Raw genomic sequence first — 16,770 nt, forward strand, 5'->3', positions numbered from 1 at the left:
GCTAGACGCCTGCAGCATCAGTCGAGATTGCTAAGCTCGCTGGAACTCTTTGGCCCGCTGGAGAGCAACTTGAGGCTTTCTCTCTCCCCTTGGTACTCCCGGATGGCGGCCTTGGCAGCAATCAGCGCAACTTTTAGTTCGTCGTCATCAGCGTCTCCTGAGCCATCTTCTCCCTCATCCAGTTCCGGGGCAACGAAATCGACGGTTCCACCCTTTTCGCTAAATGTAAGAAGCTTCTTAATCGAGGCCGAAAGAGCGACAGGAACGTCACCGTCTTTTCCTGATAGATTACCCTTGAGCAGCCCGATAACAGTATCAATCGCGTTGTCAGATTTGTCTTTCTCGATCCGACGCAGCTCTTCCTCCATTGCTCTCGTGAGCAATTTCTTTTGGCGGAGGTTTTCGATCTCAACCCTGACGCCAATTACGTCCTTCGCAGTAGTTGTCATGTGCTTGGCTATTTGAGCGAGTATAGCTGTGAATGCCGCTGTACCAGCCATTATCATGATTATCGAACCTGTAGAAGCTCCGATTACTTTTACATCCTCGGGCTTCTCATTACAGGCCATCGCTAGACCACGTATGATATCGTACCAATCCTTGGCTGAATTTTTCCAGTCCGCAACATTATCGATGGCAACATCATTCTGGAAACCCACTCGTATTGTGATGAGTCCCTCATCTGCGAGAACTTCGTCGGGGGTTAATGCGAGCCCGTCGACCGCATCGACATAGGCTGCTAGCTTGGCCCGTGCTTCGTTGATCGAGGCGATAGCTTCATTCAGTCGAGTGACTGCCGTGGCTGGATCATAGTTCGATGTCCGGACCGCCCCCTCGACGAAGGCTGCGCCTTCCGGGCCGATGTACGCATCGACTCCGAGCAAACCGAGCATCTTCAACTGCTCCAGTGATAGCTCGTCAAAGTGCTGACTACGGAGGAAGTCGACCAGCGAGTCCAACTCGCTTTCGACTGGCCGTTTATCCGGCTGGCTAGCATTATGACTAAGCGGGGCTTGCAGAGCCGCATATCTCTTCTTCAGCTCTTGGAACTGCGTCGAGAACCAGACTCCTAGGCGATATAATTCATCAACGTTCATAGCGTTACATTGCCCCGAATGAGTTCAGAAATGCACTATTTAGCTTCAGCGTAGGGCAGCTTCGCCCTCATTGCATACCCCCTCCCTTGTCTTCATCTGCCTCGGCAGTATCTGTCGGTCGCTGCTCGAAAAGGGAACGGTCTGGAAGCGGCTCTCCCGCGCCCTTGCCAATTTCCGCAAAATAGCTAATATCCACACATGCCCGCCTCGCCCCCCACCCCCTCCGTCTCTGCCACCGAGTTTCAGACGCGGGCAGGGCTCTATATCGAGCAGTCGGGCAAGGCGCCGGTGTTCATCACCAAACACCGTCGACTGGCGCGGGTCCTGATCGACATCGAGGAATATGAGCGGCTCAAGGCTCGCGATACGCGACAGGCGTACCGGACCGAGAACCTGCCTGATGAGTGGGCGGGCGCGCTTGAGGCGGCGGATTACGGCCCGGCAGACCCGGCGCTGGACGCCCTGACCGACTGATCCCGTGGACAGGCCGCAGCCGCAGGTCGGTCTTGTCATCCGTTACGACTTCCTGTGGTCACACGAACGCGACAAGGGCTATGCCGCCGGCGCCAAGGAACGCCCCTGCGTGATCGTCACCGCCATCGTTCGCGGGCCGCAGGGCCAGACCGATGTTCTGGTGGCCCCCATCACCCACTCGGTGCCCGGGGACGACGCGACAGCCATCGAAATCCCGGCAGGGGTCAAGCAACATCTGGGTCTCGACGACGACCGCAGCTTCATCATCGCCGGTGAGGCCAACACCCTGCCATGGGATGATCCGGGTATCGTCCCGGCCGTCCCCGGCCAGCGCTGGGCCTATGGCCGTCTGCCCAAGGGGCTTTACGATACCCTGCGCTCGGCCATGCTGGACCTTGTAAAGGCAGGCAAGCTCAAATCGGCGAACCGCAAAGGCACATGACCTCCCCCTCCCTCCTCTTCGTCTGTCTCGGCAATATCTGTCGCTCGCCGCTGGCCGAGGGGGCGTTGCGGCGGGCCGCGCGGCAGCAGGGGCTCGAGCTGAGGCTCGACTCGGCGGGCACCGGGGATTGGCACATCGGCCACCCGCCCGATCCGCGCGCGATTGCGGCGGCGCTGCGGAACGGAGTGGATATCTCGGACCTGAGGGCGCGACAGGTGACGGCGGACGACTTCACCCGCTTTGACCACATCCTCGCGCTGGACCCCCGGAACCTCGCCGACCTGCGGCGTCTGGCCCCCGCCGGCAGCACCGCCCGCCTCACCCTGTTGCTCGATCACGTCCCGGGGCGAGAGGGTCAGGGCGTCGCCGACCCCTACACCGGCACCGACACCGACTTCGACCAGACCTGGGCCGAGGTCGCGGCGGCCGTCCCGGGGGTGCTGCGCCTGCTCTGAGTCCCCTCTCCCGGGGGGAGAGGGGGTTGGGGGTGAGGGGCTCTCGGCATCCTTCGGCGTGAGCCGTCGCACCGTGCCTGCCCCGGCGTTCGCCGACAGACACCGCCGACCCTCATCCGGCGCTCACGCGCCACCTTCTCCCAACGGGAGAAGGGACATCGATGATGGGTTGAGCGCAGCAGATCGGATACCCGCCGCCCAATTCACCCGCCCTTTCAACAGCCGCGCCCCTTCCCGGACCGTTCTTCCCGACCGGGTCGGCGCCGCGTCCATACTGCCCGGTTGCCCAGGCCTCCGGAGGACGCGAGCGTGAATTCAGACCAATCAGACGGTTCAGACGGTTCAGACGGTTCAGACGGTTCAGACGGTTCAGACGGTAGTTTTTCGACCCACCCCATCGGCTGTACAATGGAACCCCACTCTCCCGGCACCGCTTCCCTGTCATGACCGACGCTGCCCGTACCGCCACCCTTCACCGCATGGTCATGCCGGGCCATGTCTGTCCCTATGGGCTGAAGTCGCTGTGGTTGCTGCGACAGAAGGGTTTCACCGTCGATGACCGGCACCTGACCACGCGGGAAGAGACCGACGCCTTCAAGGCCGAGCATGGGGTCAAGACCACGCCCCAGACCTTCATCGACGGCCAGCGGATCGGCGGCTGGGACGACCTGCGCCGCCATTCCGGCTGGCCGGTCGCCGAGCCCGGCAGCACCAGCTATGTTCCCGTCCTGGCCGTGTTCGCCGTGGCGGCGATGATCGGCTTGGCCATCGACATCCTGACCACCGGCGGGATCAGCTGGCGCGTCCTGCCCAATTTCATCGCCACGGCCATGTGCCTGCTGGCCATGCTGAAGCTGCAGGACGTCGAGAGCTTCTCGTCGATGTTCCTCAACTACGACCTGCTGGCCCGGCGCTGGGTGCCCTATGGCTACATCTATCCCTTTGCCGAGCTGCTGGCGGGGGTGCTGATGCTGGCCGGGGTGCTGGTGTGGCTGTCGGTGCCGGTCGCCCTGTTCATCGGCGGCATCGGCGCGGCCTCGGTGTTCAAGGCCGTCTATATCGACAAGCGCGAGCTGAAATGCGCCTGCGTCGGCGGCGGCTCGAACGTGCCCTTGGGCTTCGTCTCTCTGACCGAGAACGTCATGATGGTCGGCATGGCCGTCTGGATGCTGGCGATGGCGCTCTAGGGTGCGGGCGCCCTAAAGCCCCAGCGCCCGGAACCAGGCGTCGATCTCCATGGCCTCGTCGCGGATGGCGGCGGTGCGTTCGGCCGCCTCGGCGTCGATGCCCCACTGGCCCTCCTGGAACGCCTCGTCCAGCCGGCTGAGGTCGTGGGCAGCCTCGGCGGACAGGGCGCCCTTCAGCACCGCCAGCGCCAGAATGGCCGAGCCGTACATCGGCACCAGCGAGGCCAGGCCGGTCAGGGCAAAGTCGTCCAGTTCCAGCGCCAGCGCCTTCACCCGCGCCAGGGCCTCGGGCGATTGGGCCCGGTGGACGATGCCCGAGCCGGGCTCCAGCCGGATGCCGTGTTCGGCGGCCCAGTCGCGCCAGCGGCCCCATTCGGCGTCCTGGCGGGCGCGCAGGCTGGTCGGCGCCTCGGCCGGGTAGCAGATCAGGTCGGTCCCGGCATAGGCCGCGATCTCGTCGGCCACGGCCTCGCGCGCCAGGCAGACGGCATCCAGCGCCGTCGAGGCCAGCCGGGTGGCGGGCATGGTCGCGGGCTCGATCACCTCGGTCTGGCGATCCCACTCGGCCGCCACGCGTCGGGCGGTCTCGGCAGTCGGCAGGACCAGCGGGCGGCCCGCCGGCGTCTTGGGCGTGCGGCCGTCCAGTTGCACGGCGTGGCCGCCCTCGACCTCGGCAACGCCGGCAGCCTTCCAGAAGCGTTTCGGCCGGTCGCCGGGCTCGCGAAAGCCCTTGGCAGCGGCGACATTGGGGTCCAGCGGCGGGATATGGCTCATGTCGTTTCCCTCTGGCGGGCGGCAAAGGTCTCAAGCTGTCGGGTCAGGTCGTCGAAGGTCGTCGCCACATGGTGGGCCCCGGCCTCGACCTGTTCGGCCTCGGTGTGAAAGCCCCAGCTGACGCCCTGGGCCCACACGCCGGCGGCGCGGGCCATGCGCATGTCGTAGCCGGTGTCGCCGATCATCACCGTCTGCTCCGGCAGGGCCGCGCAGGCTGTGATCGCGGCGTTCAGCATGGCCGGATGAGGCTTGCCCGGCCCGTCCTCGGCGCAATGGCTGGACGCGAACAGATCGGCCCAGCCCGTGCGGGCCAGGTTGCGGGCCACGCCGCGCCGCGACTGACCGGTCGCCAGCGACAGGCGCCAGCCGCGCCGCTTCAGATCGGCCAGCAGGTCCATGGCGCCCGCATAGAGCGGCTCCTCGAACCCCGGCTCGGCGTGCATGGCGACAAAGGCGGCCTTGTAGTGGTCGGTGTAGCGGTCGACCTCGTCCGGCCCCAGATCGGGCGCCAGCCGCGCCATCGCCTCGGTCAGCGACAGGCCGACCCCGCCGCGCACGACCTCATAGTCCGGCTCGGGCAGGCCCATGGCGCGGGCCGCCGTCCGGGTCGCGCTCAGGATGGTCGCCCGGCTGTCCACCAGGGTGCCGTCGATGTCGAACACCGCCAGCACGACTAGCGCCGCATCCCCGCGAAGGGGTCGAAATCGGACTCGTCCTCGACGAAGCCGAAATTCTCGAAGCCGGCCTTCATCTCGGGGCTCAGCGGCGCCTCGACGATCAGCTTGCCGCCGCCCGGATGGTCCAGCTCGATCCGCCGCGCGTGCAGTTGCAGCTTCAGCGACCCCGACAGGGCCGCCGAGGTCTCGTCGCCATATTTGGGATCGCCCAGGATCGGATGGCCGATCGCCTTCATATGGGCCCGCAGCTGATGGGTCCGACCCGTGAACGGCCGGAGCGCCAGCCAGGCCACCCGCTGCCCGGCACGCGACACGGTGGCATAGGCGGTCTCGGCCGTCTCGGCGCCATGCTCCTTGGCGTCGGCCGGGCGCATGATCTCATAGTCGTTGATGCCCGACTTCTTGAGCGCCAGCTCGATCCGGCCCGACACCGGCTTGGGCGTGCCCGACACCAGCGCCCAATAGGTCTTCTTGGCCTGACGCCGGGCAAAGGCGCCCGACAGGCGTTTGGCGGCTTCCGGACCCTTGCCCAGCAGCAGCACGCCCGTGGTGTCGCGGTCCAGCCGGTGGACCAGACGGGGCCGCTCCAGCCCCTCGCCCCAGGCCGACAGCAGGGCGTCGACGTGGCGCGTGGTCTTTGTCCCCCCCTGCACCGCCAGGCCGTGCGGCTTGTTCAGCACGATGACCATCTCGTCCTCGAAGATCACCAGCGAGCGGGCATAGGCCGCGTCGCGCGGCGAGATGCGGTCGCGCTGGCCCGGCTCGCGCGCCTTGACCTCCGGGATGGGCGGCACGCGGACCATCGAGCCGGCTGCCAGCCGGTCCTCGGGCCGGGCGCGCGAGCCATCGACGCGGATCTGGCCTGAACGCGCCAGCTTCTGGACCTGGATGTGCGAGACGTGCGGCCAGCGGCGGCGGATCCAGCGATCCAGCCGAATGCCCTCTTCCTCGGCGGCTACGGGCAATGTCTTGACTTCGCGGCTCACAGCACGCCTCCCGCCATACGGCGCATGATCCACAGCCCCACGAACAGGGCGACAACCGCCACAATCACCGACGCCAGCGCATAGCCCAGCGCCAGGCCCATCTGACGACGCTCGATCATCAGGGCAATCTCGAGCGAAAAGGCGGAAAAGGTCGTGAACCCGCCCAGCAGGCCAACCCCGATCAGCAACCGCCAGGTCTCGGCATGGGCACCGCCCCGCTGGGCCAGCCAGCCGACCAGCAGACCCATGGCAAGGCCGCCCACAAGGTTCACGCTGAACGTCGGCCACGGCCAGGCCGCGCCGGGCGCCAGCCGTTGGGCCGCCGCGCCGACGCCGTAGCGGGCCACTGCACCCAGCGAGCCTCCGGCTGCCACGAGGATGAGACGAATCATGGGGTCGGCTATATAGGCTTGAACCGGGGAAGCGAAGGGCGGGATGCTATGCTCGACTTTGGACTGGCGGCTCTGCACCACATTCTGGTCTTCGGGCTGGTGGTGATGCTGGCGATGGAACTTGCCCTGCTGCGCGCGCCGGTGATCGACATCCGCAAGCTGGCTCGCCTCGACGCGGGCTACGGGCTGACCGCCATCCTGGTCCTCGCAGCAGGAGCCGCACGTATCCTCTGCGGGGCAAAGGGATGGGCCGTCTATCGGGACAATCCGGCCTTCTGGACCAAGCTGGGACTGTTTGCCGCCATCGGCCTCCTCTCGATCCTGCCGACCGTGGCCTTTCTACGCTGGGCCCGCGAGGCCAGGGCGGACCCCGCCTTCCAGCCGACGCCCGCCCGGCGCGCCGGAGTTGTGCGTTGCGTCCGCGCGGAACTGGGGCTGGTGCTGGTGCTGGTCGTTGCCGCCGCAGCCATGGCGCGCTGGCCTCTGGTCTGACTGTCCAAAACTTCACTTGCCGGAACGGGGCATGCGCGGCGATGGTTAACACCGGGGCGCGGGTTCGTGCGTCGGGAGAACGCCGGTGGCCGGATGGCGTGATCTGCGATACTGACCGGTCAGTGAAGCTGGGCTGTTTTCGATCATGACCGACCATACGCCACCGCCGCCGACCCCGGGCTCCGAGCCCGCGCCGCTGATCGGGCCCGAGCCGGTGGTCGATACGCCGAAAGGCCCGAACGCCCCGCCGCCCGGCGCAGCTGACGTCGACAATCGCGAGGTTCCTGCCGGCCGGCCTCCCCGCCGCGACGCCCATATGCGGACCGCCGACGGCATCCTGAAGCCGATCCAGGACAGTAACTACTTCTCCCACGACCCCGATGAGCTGGCCATGGTGTCGGCTCACATCGACGAATATTACAATCAGGCGCTCGACATTTTCCCCTTCTGGGAGAAGGACGGAAAGCCGGATCGTTTCCACGTCCTGTTCACGCGTCAGATCAACGAGCGCTTTCCCGCCGACCTGCCGCTGCGCAGCCATATCCACGACTATGGGCGCGGCGTGTTCGCTGCCCTGATGGTCCATGTGGGGGTCAAGCGCCTGACCCAGGCCCTGGCCCTGATCGGCTTGATGGTGCTGGCCACCGTCGGCCCGACCTGGCTGGCGGAATGGACCGGCTCGCGCCCCATCGGCCTCGGCCTAGCGGCGGGCGGCATGCTGGTGACGCTGGGGGTGTTCTGGGCCCTGCAGGCCATCCTGTTCATCCAGTACCGGTTCCGGCTGGAGAACGATTCCTACCAGCTCTCGCGCGAGATCGTGCAGCAGACGCGCGAGTTGCAGAACCTGTTCACCACGGCTCGGGCCATGGCCGATCAGGCCGAGACCCAGTACCAGATGGACGGCAAGGGCTGGGGCCAGCGCGCCCTCTATCTGACCCGCCTGACCATGTGGATCGGCGCGCGGATGGAATATCTGGAGAAGTACGTCCAGATGGAGCTGTGGCGCGTGCGCCGCGAGCGCTACTGGACCCGCTGGCTGTCACGCATCGTCACCCCGCTGATCCTGATCGTCTGGCTGGTGGCCTTTGCCTATGAGCGCCCGCCGATCGACGAGGTGGCCTTCCGCGGGCTTCAGGCCCTGGCGGTCGTCATCGGGATCATCATCAGCTGGCTGTCCTATTTCCGCTGGCAGACGCCGGTCGGCGCCATCCAGGACAAGCTGGGGGCCGACAGCTGGGTGCGCTACGCCTCGCTCGACGTCGACAATGCCGTGGCCGATCAGGTCCGCCGCGACAAGGAACGCCTGGTCGAATACCGGGCCCTGACGCGAGGCCGATAGGCCTCAGCGTCGACCGAGCGCGCGGGCGACCTCACGGGCGTCATAGGCCTGCGGACTGTCGGGCTTGGCCCCGCGGCCCATCACGATCTCGAGCGTGGTCGAGGTGGCACTCGGACCGCTCAGATTGAGACCGAGCCCCACCCCGACGCCCGAGCCTGAGTAGTTGCCGTAGCGGCTCGAGCCGATGCCGATGGACACGCTGGGGTCCACGCCGCCGCGTGAGTCGGGCCGGCCGTCGATCCAGCGTTGGGTCACTTCGAACCAGTCGTAGCCCCGGTCCAGGGTCAGCTCGGCCGCCCGCAGCAGGGCATAGTCAGCCACCGGCCCGGGATCGCCGACGCCGTTATAGGTCACGCGATAGCGGTTCGACTCGATCGAGGCCTCGCTATAACCCTGACCGCCCTGTCCCATCTGCGGGCCGTAGGGCGCGAGGCTGGCGCAGCCGCCCAGCACAAGGATCGAAGCGGCTACGGCGGCAAAGGCGCCGGTGCGGCCGGGGTATCTGAAGGTCATGGGAAATCTCCGCTCTATGAGGAAAAAGCGCCCGCCTCGCCGGATCGTTCCGGGAGGGCAAGCCCGGCCGCCGTCATCAGGATCCTGAAGTCATCGGGCACAGGCGCCTCCACCTCGCCCACGCCCCCCTCCGGATGCGGGAAGCGAAGGCGCGCGGCGTGCAGCATCAACCGCTCGGCCTTTCGACCCGCCAGCGTCAGGGCCCCGCCGTAGCGGACATCCCCGACCAGCGGACTGCCCAGATCGGCCATGTGCACCCGCAATTGATGCATCCGGCCCGTATGCGGCTCCAGCTCGATCAGGGCACCCTGATCGCCCCGGGCCAGCACGCGATAGCGGCTCTCGGACGGCTGGGCGCCGGGCGTGTCATCGGGCACGGCTCGCATATAGCTTTCGCGGCCGATCTCCTGGCGCAACAGGGCCCGGCGGATCACGCCCTGGTCCTGTGGTGGCGGCGTCTCCACCAGCGCCAGATAGGTCTTGGTCAGCTTGCGGTTCTGGATGGCCTTGCCGAGGAAGCCGGCCGCCGGCTTGGTCTTCGCCGCCAGAATGACGCCCGAGGTGTCCCGATCCAGCCGGTGGACCAGATGCGGCCGCTTGCCGTTCGACCGGGCAAAGGCCCACAGCAGGTCGTCCAGCGTATTGGCCTTGATCCGCCCGCCCTGGCTGGACAGCCCCGCCGGCTTGTTCAGCACCAGCACATGGGCGTCCTCGAACACCACCGACGCGCGGACGGCGGCGATCTCTTCCTCGGACAGGGTGACGGGCGGCTGGAAACTCACCGGCCGAGGCTTAGGCCATTCCGGCCCGCCCGTCAGCCGTCAGATCAGCGCAGAACACCCCTGCGGGCCATCGTGCGGCTGTAGATCACGAAGCCGAGGCCCAACAGGAAGATAACGGCGCTGAAGATCATGCCCATCGAGCCCATGATATCGCCCGCACCGGACATCTGGCCGTAGACGACGCTGATGGCGAACGCGACCAGCGAGGCCAGAAAGGCGGGAAAGGCCCACTTGCTGCGCAGCAGGAGCAGGACAGAGGCCAGCACGCCGCCCCAGACGCCGATGGCCCAGACCGCCTCCATCCACATCGGAAAGCTCTGGAAATAGGCCCGCTGCTCTTCCGTGAACTGGGCCAGATAGCCCGCGTTCTGCGTCTGGGTCATCACATAGTCGAAGCCGCCGAAGCTGTTCCACAGCAGGGCCACCACGCCCACAGCCCACAAATGCCAGGGCGTCCTTACCGTCATCGAGTTCATGTCTTTCCCCTCCCAAGGTTGACGTCGGGGAGGTTACGCCGAATTTTGAAAACGGCAACGCTTCCGGGCGACCGGCCTACTCGCCCTTCATCTGCGCGCGCAGGGTCGCCCAGCGGTCGAGACGGTCCTTGACCTTGGCCTCATGGCCCTCGCCTTTCGGTGTGTAGAAGACGCGGCGCTCCATCTCGTCGGGGAAGTAGTTGGCACCGGAAAACCCCTCGGGCGTGTCGGGGTCGTATTGATAGCCCTTGCCGTAGCCCAGCGACTTCATCAGCTTGGTCGGCGCGTTGCGGATGTGCGCGGGCGGCATCAGGCTGCCGGTCTCGGACGCCGCGCGCTTGGCCGCCTTGAACGCCTCGTAGACGCCCACCGACTTGGGCGCCGTCGCCAGATGGACCACGGCCTGGGCCAGCGCCAGTTCGCCTTCGGGACTGCCGAGGAAGTCGTAGGTGTCCTTGGCCGCATTGGCGACCAGCAGCGACAACGGGTCGGCCTCGCCGATGTCCTCGACCGCCATGCGGACGATCCGGCGCGCCAGATACAGCGGATCCTCGCCCCCGTTCAGCATCCGCGCCAGCCAGTAGAGGGCCGCATCGGGATCTGACCCACGAACCGATTTATGCAGCGCAGATATGAGGTTATAGTGCTCTTCTCTGCTCTTGTCGTAAGCAGGTGCCCGCTTCTGCAAGGTGGCGGCCAGCCCCTGGACGTCGAGCGGGGCCTCGCCCGGCAGGCCGAACAGCACCTCGGACATGGTCAGCAGATAGCGCCCGTCCCCGTCGGCCAACGCCAGCAGGGCGTGGCGCGCTTCCGGGGTCAGCGGCAGCGCCTTGCCCTCCTGCGCCTCCGCGCGCGTCAACAGTTGATCCAGCGCCTCATCGTCCAGGCGTTTAAGCACAAACACCTGCGAGCGCGACAACAGCGCCCCGTTCAGCTCGAACGACGGGTTCTCGGTCGTCGCCCCGACCAGGGTGACGATCCCCTCCTCCACGAACGGCAAAAAGCCGTCCTGCTGGGCGCGGTTGAAGCGGTGGATTTCGTCGACGAACAGCAGGGTCGACAGGCCGGCCGCGCGCCGCATGCGGGCGGCCTCAAACGCCTTCTTCAGATCGGCCACGCCCGAGAACACCGCCGAGATCTGCTGATACTCATAGCCCGCCGCCCGGGCCAGCAGACGGGCGATGGTGGTCTTGCCGGTGCCCGGCGGCCCCCACAGGATCATCGAGCCCAGCCGTCCGCCCTCGACCATGCGGCGGATGGGCCCGCCCTCGCCCAGCAGGTGGTCCTGCCCCACCACCTGGTCCAGCGTCGTCGGCCGCAGGCGGTCGGCCAGGGGTGCGTCAGGGGGATGGATACCCGAGGCTTCGAAAAGATCGCTCATGCGCGTATGTAGGGGGCGGACGCCCTGGCGACAAAGGACTACTTATGGCCGAGACTGCCCCGCCGACGCCGCTCGGACTGATCCCCTATCTGACCATCCCGTCGCGGGGCGGACAGGCGGCCGTGGAATTCTATCGTGCCGCCTTTGGCGCCGAGGAGCTGTTCCGCAACGTCGCCGACGATGGCGAGCGGCTGATGCACAGCCGTCTGACGATCAACGGCAGCCTGATCTTCCTGTCCGATGAATTCCCCGAGTACGGCGGCGAGGCCGACATCAAGCCGGTGGGCGTGGCTTTGCACCTGCAGGTCGATGACGCGGACGAGTGGTGGAACCGCGCGCTGCTCGCCGGCGGCGTGCCGGTGATGCCGCTGGCCGACCAGTTCTGGGGCGACCGTTATGGGCGGCTGATGGACCCGTTCGGCCATTGCTGGTCGATCGGCGCGCCCATCAGGGACTGACCCTCGGTCAACGCATGGTGCCGTTCAGACTCTGACCGCCGCGCTGGATGACGACCTGCGCGCCCCGACGCAGTTGCGCCAGGTCCTGGGCCGCATCGACCGCCTGTCCATTGACCGACACAATGATGTCCCCGCGCCGGAAGCCCTGACGGGCGGCCACGGAATTCCGCGCCAGTCCGCCGACGATCACCCCCTGGGCAAAGGGGTCGCCCAGCAGGCGGTCGGCGATGGCGGGGTTCAGGGCCAGCACCTGGGCACCGGCCATGGCGCCTTCGCGGATGACCACGGCGGCCTCGAGATTGACCTCCCCCGGCAGGGGCTGGACGCGGGCGTTCAGGCGCTGCTCGCGCCCGTCGCGCAGCACGGTCACCGCCACCGTATCGCCCGGTGCCCGGGTGCCGACGCGGAAATTCAGCCCACCCTGATCGTTGATCTCATTGCTGCCGACCGCAAGGATCACATCGCCTTGACGAATCCCGGCGCGCGCGGCCGGGCCATTGGCGAACAGATCGGTGACCTTCAGCCCGCGCGGGCGGTCCAGCCCCATGCGGGTGGCCTCTTCTGCCGTCAGCGGCTCACCCTTCACGCCCAGCCAGGGCCGGACGACACTGGTCTCGCCGTCCAGGGCCGCATCGACCACGCGCTGGACCATGGTCGCCGGCACCGCAAAGCCGACGCCCGAGGATGACCCCGAGCGCGAGAAGATCGCCGTATTGATGCCGATCAGGTCGCCGTCCATGTCGACCAGGGCCCCGCCGGAATTGCCCGGATTGATTGCCGCATCGGTCTGGATGAAGGAGCCGGAGTCGGAAATGCCGGTCTCGGTGCGGTTCAGCGCCGAGATGATGCCGTTGGTCACGGTCTGGCCGACACCGAAGGGATTGCCGATGGCCAGCACCAGATCGCCGATCTGCTGGTCCTCGCCGGCATCGATGCGCAGGACCGGCAGCGGCTCCTCGACGCCCTCAAGCTGCAGCACGGCGATGTCCGATCGTTCATCGGCCAGCAGCACCTTCGCCGTGAACTGGCGACGGTCGTTCAGCCCGACGAGGATCTCGTCCATGCCCTGGATGACGTGGTTGTTGGTGACCACGATCCCATCGGCCCGCACGATGACCCCCGAGCCGACCGAGCCGGTCGGTTGCTGTCGGAACTGGCCCCAATAGGGGTCGCGATAGGTCTGTACCCCGCGCGCCGAGATGTTGACGACGGCCGGGGCCGCAGCACGGACCACGGGGGCAAAGCTGGCCTTGACCTCGGCCGCATCGCGCGGGACCGCCCGCTCGGCCGCAGGCTCGAACACACTGTCCTGGGCCCTGGTGTCATCGGGCGCACCACAGGCGGTCAGGGCGAGGGTCAGAGCGGCGACGGCAAGGGACGGGAACTTCATCGGCAATCCACTGAAAACGTCAGACGGGTTGAGCCGATATTGCACCGCCGCAATGGGACGGCATCAAGGCGGCCCCGAACCATGGAGAATCCTTAATCTGCAACCGTCGGTTTACGGCTTGCGGTCGGGCGCCCGCCCGGTCCACCCTCCCGCCATGAGCGCAGTCATCGAAACCCGCAATCTCACCAAGACCTATGGCACGGTCAAAGCCTTGGACGGTCTCAGCCTGACCATCCCCAAGGGCGGCGTCTATGGCGTGCTGGGGCCGAACGGGGCCGGCAAGTCCACCCTGTTCCGCATCCTGTTGGGCCTCATCGCCCCGACCGAGGGCGACGCCACCGTCATGGGCGGCGCGGTCCGCGATCCCAAGGCCATGCGGCGCATGGGCTCTATGATCGAGACCCCGCGCTATCCCCCCTATATGAGCGCCCGTCAGGTGCTGACATGGCTGTCGCTGGCGCACGGGCTGAAGTCCGATACCACGCGCACGGACCGCTGGCTGGAACGGGTCGGCCTGACCGAGGCCGCCGACCGCCGGGTCCGGGGCTTTTCGGTCGGCATGCTGCAGCGCCTTGGCGTCGCCGCTGCCCTGATCACCGAGCCTGAGCTGATCATTCTGGATGAACCGACCAGCGGCATGGATCCGCCCGGCATTCAGGAAATGCGCGCCCTGATCCGCAGCCTGGCGCATGACGACGGCCTGACCGTCGTGCTGGCCAGCCACCAGTTGCTGGAGGTCCAGCGCGTCTGCGACCGCGTGGCCATCATGAACAAGGGCAAGCTGGTCCGCGAGGGCACGGTGTCCGAGCTGACCACCACGGGCGAGCGCCTGCGGCTGTCGGTCTCTCCGCTGGACAAGGCGGCCGCCCTGCTGGGGGATCGCGGCACGGCTGACGGGACGGCCATTCTGGCCAATGTGCCCCGTGCCGAGGGCCCGGCCCTGATCCGCGCCCTCGTTGAACAGGGCATCGACATCGACGAGGCGCGCTGGGTCGGCACCGACCTCGAGAGCGTCTTCTTCACCGAGACGGGTTCCATCCAGACGCCGGAGCATGACCATGTGGGCTGATGCCATCCGCGCGGAAGCCTTCCGCCTCTCCAAAAGCCGCACCACCTGGTTCTGGAGCGTGTTCTTCGCGCCCATCCTGCTGCTCGTCATGGGGGCCATCAGCAGCTTCGTCATCGACGCCAATGCCACCAAGCTGGCGGCCGACCCCGAGGCCCCGCCCGAGCTGACCCAGATGCTGGCCTCGACCCCGCTGGATATGGGCCAGGCCATGGTCGCCAACGCCGGCAACCTGTCCAATGCGCTGGTGCTGTTGTTCATCCTGATCGGGGCGGCGACCGTCTATGCCGGCGATTACCGCTGGGAGACCTGGCGGCTGATCAGTGCGCGCAACACGCGGCCGAACCTGCTGCTCGGCAAGCTGGCCGTGGTCACGGGCCTGTCTCTGGTCGCCATGCTGGTCATGCTGATCTCGGGCACCTTCAGCGACCTGATCCAGGCCGCCGTGTTCGACCGCGGCCTCACCTTCACCATGGACGCCGGGGATGTGGGCCAGTTCTTCCTGCTGGCCGGGCTGTCGCTGCTGCGGATCCTGCAGTTCACCATGATCGGCCTGCTGGCTGCGGTCATGACCCGCTCGCTGCTGGTGGCCCTGTTTGTGCCGCTGGTGCTGGCCATCGCCCAGTTCTTCCTGCCGATGCAGGTGCTGCCGCCCATGGGATTCATGCCCGACAGCTGGCTGTCGATCCTGATCGATCCCGGCGGCGCGCTCGACTCGATCAAGGATCTCGTGCGCGGCGGTGATGCTGCCGCCGGTGTGCCCGACCATGTAACCGTCCGGGCCTGGATCAGCGTCGCCCTCTGGACACTTCTGCCCGCTGCGGGTGCCATCGCCTGGTTCAACCGCCAGGATCTGTCGAAGGAATAGGCCATGAGGTCAGGGTTAGCGGCTGCCTCACTCTTCGCCCTGGCCCTGGCGGCACCAGGCCTCGCCCGGGCGCAGGAGCCGCCGGACACGACGGTCCAGGACATCGTTGTCCTCGGCACGTCCTTGCGCGAGCAGGTCGAGGCCTTTTCCGACACCGTGGTAGCGCCGCCGCGCGGCCACGGCCCGGCCCGTTGGAGCGACCGTCCGGGCGTTTGCGTGGGCGTGGTCAACCTGCAGCGCGACGCCGCCCAGGACATGGCCGACCGCGTGTCCGAGGTCGCGCTTGGGCTGGGTATACCGGTGGGCGAGCCGGGCTGTAGTGCCAATGTGGTGATCATTGCCTCCAATGAGGCGTCCACGCTCACGGCAGCCCTGGTCGAGCAAAATCTCGGCGCGTTCCGTCCAAACTATTGGGGAGCGTCGCGCTCGCGTGATGATCTGAGGCGTTTCATCACGTCGGACGCCCCGGTGCGCTGGTGGCATATCAGCATGCCGGTGGACTCGGAGACGGGCGACATCGCGGTCCGGCTTCCCGGCTATCTGCCGCCCACAGTCAGGACGTTGGGCAGCCGCATCACCACGCCGATCCGCAACGACCTCCGTCGGGTGTATGTGATCATTGACCTGAACCAGTTGTCGGGCGTGACCTTCCCGCAGTTGGTCGACTACGTGGCCATGGTCGCCCTTTTCCAGGCCGATCCTGATGCAGACCTCTCGGCCTTTCCCACCATCCTCAATGTGTTCGACAACCCGACCATTGCCTTTGGCCTGACCGACTGGGACCAGGACTATCTCGACGCGCTCTATGGTTCGAAAATGAACCAGCGCCGTCCCGGAGCCCAGACCAGCGCGGTCGCCTCGATGATGTACCGCGACCGCCGTCAGACCGAAGCCACAGGCGACACCCCCGCGGACTAGCCCGCCCCCGAACAGAAAAGGGCGGTGGATCGCTCCACCGCCCCTCAAATCTGTCCGACCTGCGCCGGGATCTAGTCTTCGGCGTCGTCGTCGTTGGTGAACACCGGGCCGGAGTCGAGACCCTTGGCCGCCGTGTCGCGGTCGACGAACTCGATGACGGCCATGGCGGCATTGTCACCGTGGCGGAAGCCGGCCTTCATGATGCGGATGTAGCCGCCATTCCGGTCGGCATAGCGCGGTCCGATGGTCTCGAACAGCTTGCCGACCTGGGGCACGTCACGCACCTGGCTGATGGCCTGACGACGGGCGTGCAGGTCGCCCTTCTTGGCCAGAGTCACCAGCTTCTCGACGAAGGGGCGAAGCTCCTTGGCCTTGGGCAGGGTCGTCGTGATCTGCTCGTGCTTGATCAGCGAGGCCGCCATGTTGGCGAACATGGCCTGGCGATGACTGGTCGTGCGACCGAGCTTGCGATAGGCGGCGCCGTGGCGCATCGGGGTCTCTCCTACTCCAGGCCCGGTTTCCCCCTCCGAATGGAGATTGGGGGACCTTCGCCTGTTCTCATTCTATCCGCGACAGGCCCCCATCCAGAGGCCGAGCGGACGG

21 protein-coding genes are annotated in these 16,770 nt (G+C 66.8%); 10 read left to right on the forward strand and 11 right to left on the reverse strand.

Features of this window, described 5'->3' with window-relative positions:
* Positions 1 to 17: 17 nt before the first annotated feature.
* Positions 18 to 1,097, reverse strand: a complete 1,080-nt coding sequence (locus tag V7672_RS13150; RefSeq protein ID WP_335625044.1) for a hypothetical protein — start codon at positions 1,095 to 1,097, stop codon at positions 18 to 20.
* 198 nt (positions 1,098 to 1,295) lie between these two features.
* Between V7672_RS13150 and V7672_RS13155 the strand changes: the two genes are divergently transcribed.
* The 4 genes from V7672_RS13155 (at position 1,296) to V7672_RS13170 (ending at position 3,655) form a co-directional block, all read left to right on the forward strand.
* Positions 1,296 to 1,571: a type II toxin-antitoxin system Phd/YefM family antitoxin gene (locus V7672_RS13155; protein ID WP_335625045.1), complete on the forward strand. Its 276-nt coding sequence runs from the start codon at positions 1,296 to 1,298 to the stop codon at positions 1,569 to 1,571.
* A 4-nt stretch (positions 1,572 to 1,575) separates the two neighbouring features.
* On the forward strand, positions 1,576 to 2,013 hold the full coding sequence (locus V7672_RS13160) for a growth inhibitor PemK (RefSeq protein ID WP_335625046.1): 438 nt from the start codon (positions 1,576 to 1,578) through the stop codon (positions 2,011 to 2,013).
* On the forward strand, positions 2,010 to 2,468 hold the full coding sequence (locus V7672_RS13165; RefSeq protein ID WP_335625047.1) for a low molecular weight protein-tyrosine-phosphatase: 459 nt from the start codon (positions 2,010 to 2,012) through the stop codon (positions 2,466 to 2,468). The genes V7672_RS13160 and V7672_RS13165 overlap by 4 nt, the downstream gene beginning before the upstream one ends.
* A gap of 443 nt (positions 2,469 to 2,911) precedes the next feature.
* Entirely contained in the window at positions 2,912 to 3,655 is a 744-nt protein-coding gene (locus V7672_RS13170; RefSeq protein WP_335625048.1) for a glutaredoxin, read from the forward strand.
* 12 nt (positions 3,656 to 3,667) lie between these two features.
* On the opposite strand, the gene V7672_RS13175 is transcribed toward V7672_RS13170, so the two are convergent.
* Genes V7672_RS13175 through crcB form a run of 4 tightly spaced genes read right to left on the reverse strand, consistent with a single transcriptional unit; the run spans position 3,668 to position 6,484 of the window.
* Positions 3,668 to 4,429 carry an ATP12 family chaperone protein gene (locus V7672_RS13175; protein WP_335625049.1) on the reverse strand — a complete coding sequence of 254 codons (762 nt, stop codon included), beginning with the start codon at positions 4,427 to 4,429 and terminating at the stop codon, positions 3,668 to 3,670.
* Positions 4,426 to 5,100, reverse strand: coding sequence for an HAD-IA family hydrolase (locus tag V7672_RS13180; protein WP_335625050.1), 675 nt, complete (start codon positions 5,098 to 5,100; stop codon positions 4,426 to 4,428). Before V7672_RS13180 ends, V7672_RS13175 begins: the two co-directional genes overlap by 4 nt.
* 2 nt (positions 5,101 to 5,102) lie before the next feature.
* Complete coding sequence (locus tag V7672_RS13185; protein WP_335625051.1) at positions 5,103 to 6,092, reverse strand: RluA family pseudouridine synthase; 990 nt, start codon at positions 6,090 to 6,092, stop codon at positions 5,103 to 5,105.
* On the reverse strand, positions 6,089 to 6,484 hold the full coding sequence (crcB, locus tag V7672_RS13190) for a fluoride efflux transporter CrcB (protein ID WP_335625052.1): 396 nt from the start codon (positions 6,482 to 6,484) through the stop codon (positions 6,089 to 6,091). Before crcB ends, V7672_RS13185 begins: the two co-directional genes overlap by 4 nt.
* A 48-nt stretch (positions 6,485 to 6,532) precedes the next feature.
* Here crcB and V7672_RS13195 point away from each other — a divergent pair, with 48 nt between their 5' ends.
* Together V7672_RS13195 and V7672_RS13200 are read left to right on the forward strand one after the other, a co-directional pair.
* Positions 6,533 to 6,976 (forward strand): DUF2214 family protein, encoded by a 444-nt coding sequence (locus V7672_RS13195; protein WP_335625053.1) that lies wholly within the window; start codon positions 6,533 to 6,535, stop codon positions 6,974 to 6,976.
* A 145-nt stretch (positions 6,977 to 7,121) separates the two neighbouring features.
* Positions 7,122 to 8,315, forward strand: a complete 1,194-nt coding sequence (locus tag V7672_RS13200) for a hypothetical protein (protein WP_335625054.1) — start codon at positions 7,122 to 7,124, stop codon at positions 8,313 to 8,315.
* A 3-nt stretch (positions 8,316 to 8,318) separates the two neighbouring features.
* Here V7672_RS13200 and V7672_RS13205 read toward each other — a convergent pair whose 3' ends face one another.
* From V7672_RS13205 to V7672_RS13220, 4 genes are all read right to left on the reverse strand, one after another.
* Positions 8,319 to 8,828, reverse strand: a complete 510-nt coding sequence (locus tag V7672_RS13205) for a CC0125/CC1285 family lipoprotein (RefSeq protein WP_335625055.1) — start codon at positions 8,826 to 8,828, stop codon at positions 8,319 to 8,321.
* A gap of 14 nt (positions 8,829 to 8,842) precedes the next feature.
* The gene (locus tag V7672_RS13210) at positions 8,843 to 9,610 is read right to left on the reverse strand and encodes an RluA family pseudouridine synthase (RefSeq protein ID WP_335625056.1); all 768 of its coding nucleotides are present in this window, start codon (positions 9,608 to 9,610) and stop codon (positions 8,843 to 8,845) included.
* Positions 9,611 to 9,654: 44 nt separating this feature from the next.
* Complete coding sequence (locus V7672_RS13215) at positions 9,655 to 10,086, reverse strand: hypothetical protein (RefSeq protein WP_335625057.1); 432 nt, start codon at positions 10,084 to 10,086, stop codon at positions 9,655 to 9,657.
* Between the two features lie 76 nt (positions 10,087 to 10,162).
* On the reverse strand, positions 10,163 to 11,467 hold the full coding sequence (locus V7672_RS13220; protein WP_335625058.1) for a replication-associated recombination protein A: 1,305 nt from the start codon (positions 11,465 to 11,467) through the stop codon (positions 10,163 to 10,165).
* A 44-nt stretch (positions 11,468 to 11,511) separates the two neighbouring features.
* Here V7672_RS13220 and V7672_RS13225 point away from each other — a divergent pair, with 44 nt between their 5' ends.
* Positions 11,512 to 11,925, forward strand: a complete 414-nt coding sequence (locus V7672_RS13225) for a VOC family protein (protein ID WP_335625059.1) — start codon at positions 11,512 to 11,514, stop codon at positions 11,923 to 11,925.
* Positions 11,926 to 11,932: 7 nt separating this feature from the next.
* On the opposite strand, the gene V7672_RS13230 is transcribed toward V7672_RS13225, so the two are convergent.
* Complete coding sequence (locus V7672_RS13230) at positions 11,933 to 13,315, reverse strand: trypsin-like peptidase domain-containing protein (RefSeq protein WP_335625060.1); 1,383 nt, start codon at positions 13,313 to 13,315, stop codon at positions 11,933 to 11,935.
* Positions 13,316 to 13,469: 154 nt separating this feature from the next.
* Here V7672_RS13230 and V7672_RS13235 point away from each other — a divergent pair, with 154 nt between their 5' ends.
* The 3 genes from V7672_RS13235 to V7672_RS13245 are packed head-to-tail and all read left to right on the forward strand — an operon-like array spanning position 13,470 to position 16,167.
* The gene (locus V7672_RS13235) at positions 13,470 to 14,384 is read left to right on the forward strand and encodes an ABC transporter ATP-binding protein (RefSeq protein ID WP_335625061.1); all 915 of its coding nucleotides are present in this window, start codon (positions 13,470 to 13,472) and stop codon (positions 14,382 to 14,384) included.
* Positions 14,368 to 15,249, forward strand: a complete 882-nt coding sequence (locus V7672_RS13240; RefSeq protein ID WP_335625062.1) for a hypothetical protein — start codon at positions 14,368 to 14,370, stop codon at positions 15,247 to 15,249. Before V7672_RS13235 ends, V7672_RS13240 begins: the two co-directional genes overlap by 17 nt.
* A 3-nt stretch (positions 15,250 to 15,252) precedes the next feature.
* Complete coding sequence (locus V7672_RS13245; RefSeq protein WP_335625063.1) at positions 15,253 to 16,167, forward strand: hypothetical protein; 915 nt, start codon at positions 15,253 to 15,255, stop codon at positions 16,165 to 16,167.
* 71 nt (positions 16,168 to 16,238) lie between these two features.
* On the opposite strand, the gene rplQ is transcribed toward V7672_RS13245, so the two are convergent.
* Positions 16,239 to 16,658, reverse strand: a complete 420-nt coding sequence (rplQ, locus tag V7672_RS13250) for a 50S ribosomal protein L17 (RefSeq protein ID WP_335625064.1) — start codon at positions 16,656 to 16,658, stop codon at positions 16,239 to 16,241.
* Positions 16,659 to 16,770 lie beyond the last annotated feature (112 nt).

This window comes from Brevundimonas sp., assembly GCF_036963785.1.
Classification (GTDB): Bacteria; Pseudomonadota; Alphaproteobacteria; order Caulobacterales; family Caulobacteraceae; genus Brevundimonas.

Bases quoted from the DNA above. Each gene is read 5' to 3' on its own strand.
- V7672_RS13150 (WP_335625044.1), bottom strand. From the start codon at position 1,097: ATGAACGTTGATGAATTATATCGCCTAGGAGTCTGGTTCTCGACGCAG.
- V7672_RS13155 (WP_335625045.1), top strand. From the start codon at position 1,296: ATGCCCGCCTCGCCCCCCACCCCCTCCGTCTCTGCCACCGAGTTTCAG.
- V7672_RS13165 (WP_335625047.1), top strand. From the start codon at position 2,010: ATGACCTCCCCCTCCCTCCTCTTCGTCTGTCTCGGCAATATCTGTCGC.
- V7672_RS13170 (WP_335625048.1), top strand. From the start codon at position 2,912: ATGACCGACGCTGCCCGTACCGCCACCCTTCACCGCATGGTCATGCCG.
- V7672_RS13175 (WP_335625049.1), bottom strand. From the start codon at position 4,429: ATGAGCCATATCCCGCCGCTGGACCCCAATGTCGCCGCTGCCAAGGGC.
- crcB (WP_335625052.1), bottom strand. From the start codon at position 6,484: ATGATTCGTCTCATCCTCGTGGCAGCCGGAGGCTCGCTGGGTGCAGTG.
- V7672_RS13195 (WP_335625053.1), top strand. From the start codon at position 6,533: ATGCTCGACTTTGGACTGGCGGCTCTGCACCACATTCTGGTCTTCGGG.
- V7672_RS13200 (WP_335625054.1), top strand. From the start codon at position 7,122: ATGACCGACCATACGCCACCGCCGCCGACCCCGGGCTCCGAGCCCGCG.
- V7672_RS13205 (WP_335625055.1), bottom strand. From the start codon at position 8,828: ATGACCTTCAGATACCCCGGCCGCACCGGCGCCTTTGCCGCCGTAGCC.
- V7672_RS13215 (WP_335625057.1), bottom strand. From the start codon at position 10,086: ATGAACTCGATGACGGTAAGGACGCCCTGGCATTTGTGGGCTGTGGGC.
- V7672_RS13220 (WP_335625058.1), bottom strand. From the start codon at position 11,467: ATGAGCGATCTTTTCGAAGCCTCGGGTATCCATCCCCCTGACGCACCC.
- V7672_RS13225 (WP_335625059.1), top strand. From the start codon at position 11,512: ATGGCCGAGACTGCCCCGCCGACGCCGCTCGGACTGATCCCCTATCTG.
- V7672_RS13230 (WP_335625060.1), bottom strand. From the start codon at position 13,315: ATGAAGTTCCCGTCCCTTGCCGTCGCCGCTCTGACCCTCGCCCTGACC.
- V7672_RS13235 (WP_335625061.1), top strand. From the start codon at position 13,470: ATGAGCGCAGTCATCGAAACCCGCAATCTCACCAAGACCTATGGCACG.
- V7672_RS13240 (WP_335625062.1), top strand. From the start codon at position 14,368: ATGACCATGTGGGCTGATGCCATCCGCGCGGAAGCCTTCCGCCTCTCC.
- V7672_RS13245 (WP_335625063.1), top strand. From the start codon at position 15,253: ATGAGGTCAGGGTTAGCGGCTGCCTCACTCTTCGCCCTGGCCCTGGCG.
- rplQ (WP_335625064.1), bottom strand. From the start codon at position 16,658: ATGCGCCACGGCGCCGCCTATCGCAAGCTCGGTCGCACGACCAGTCAT.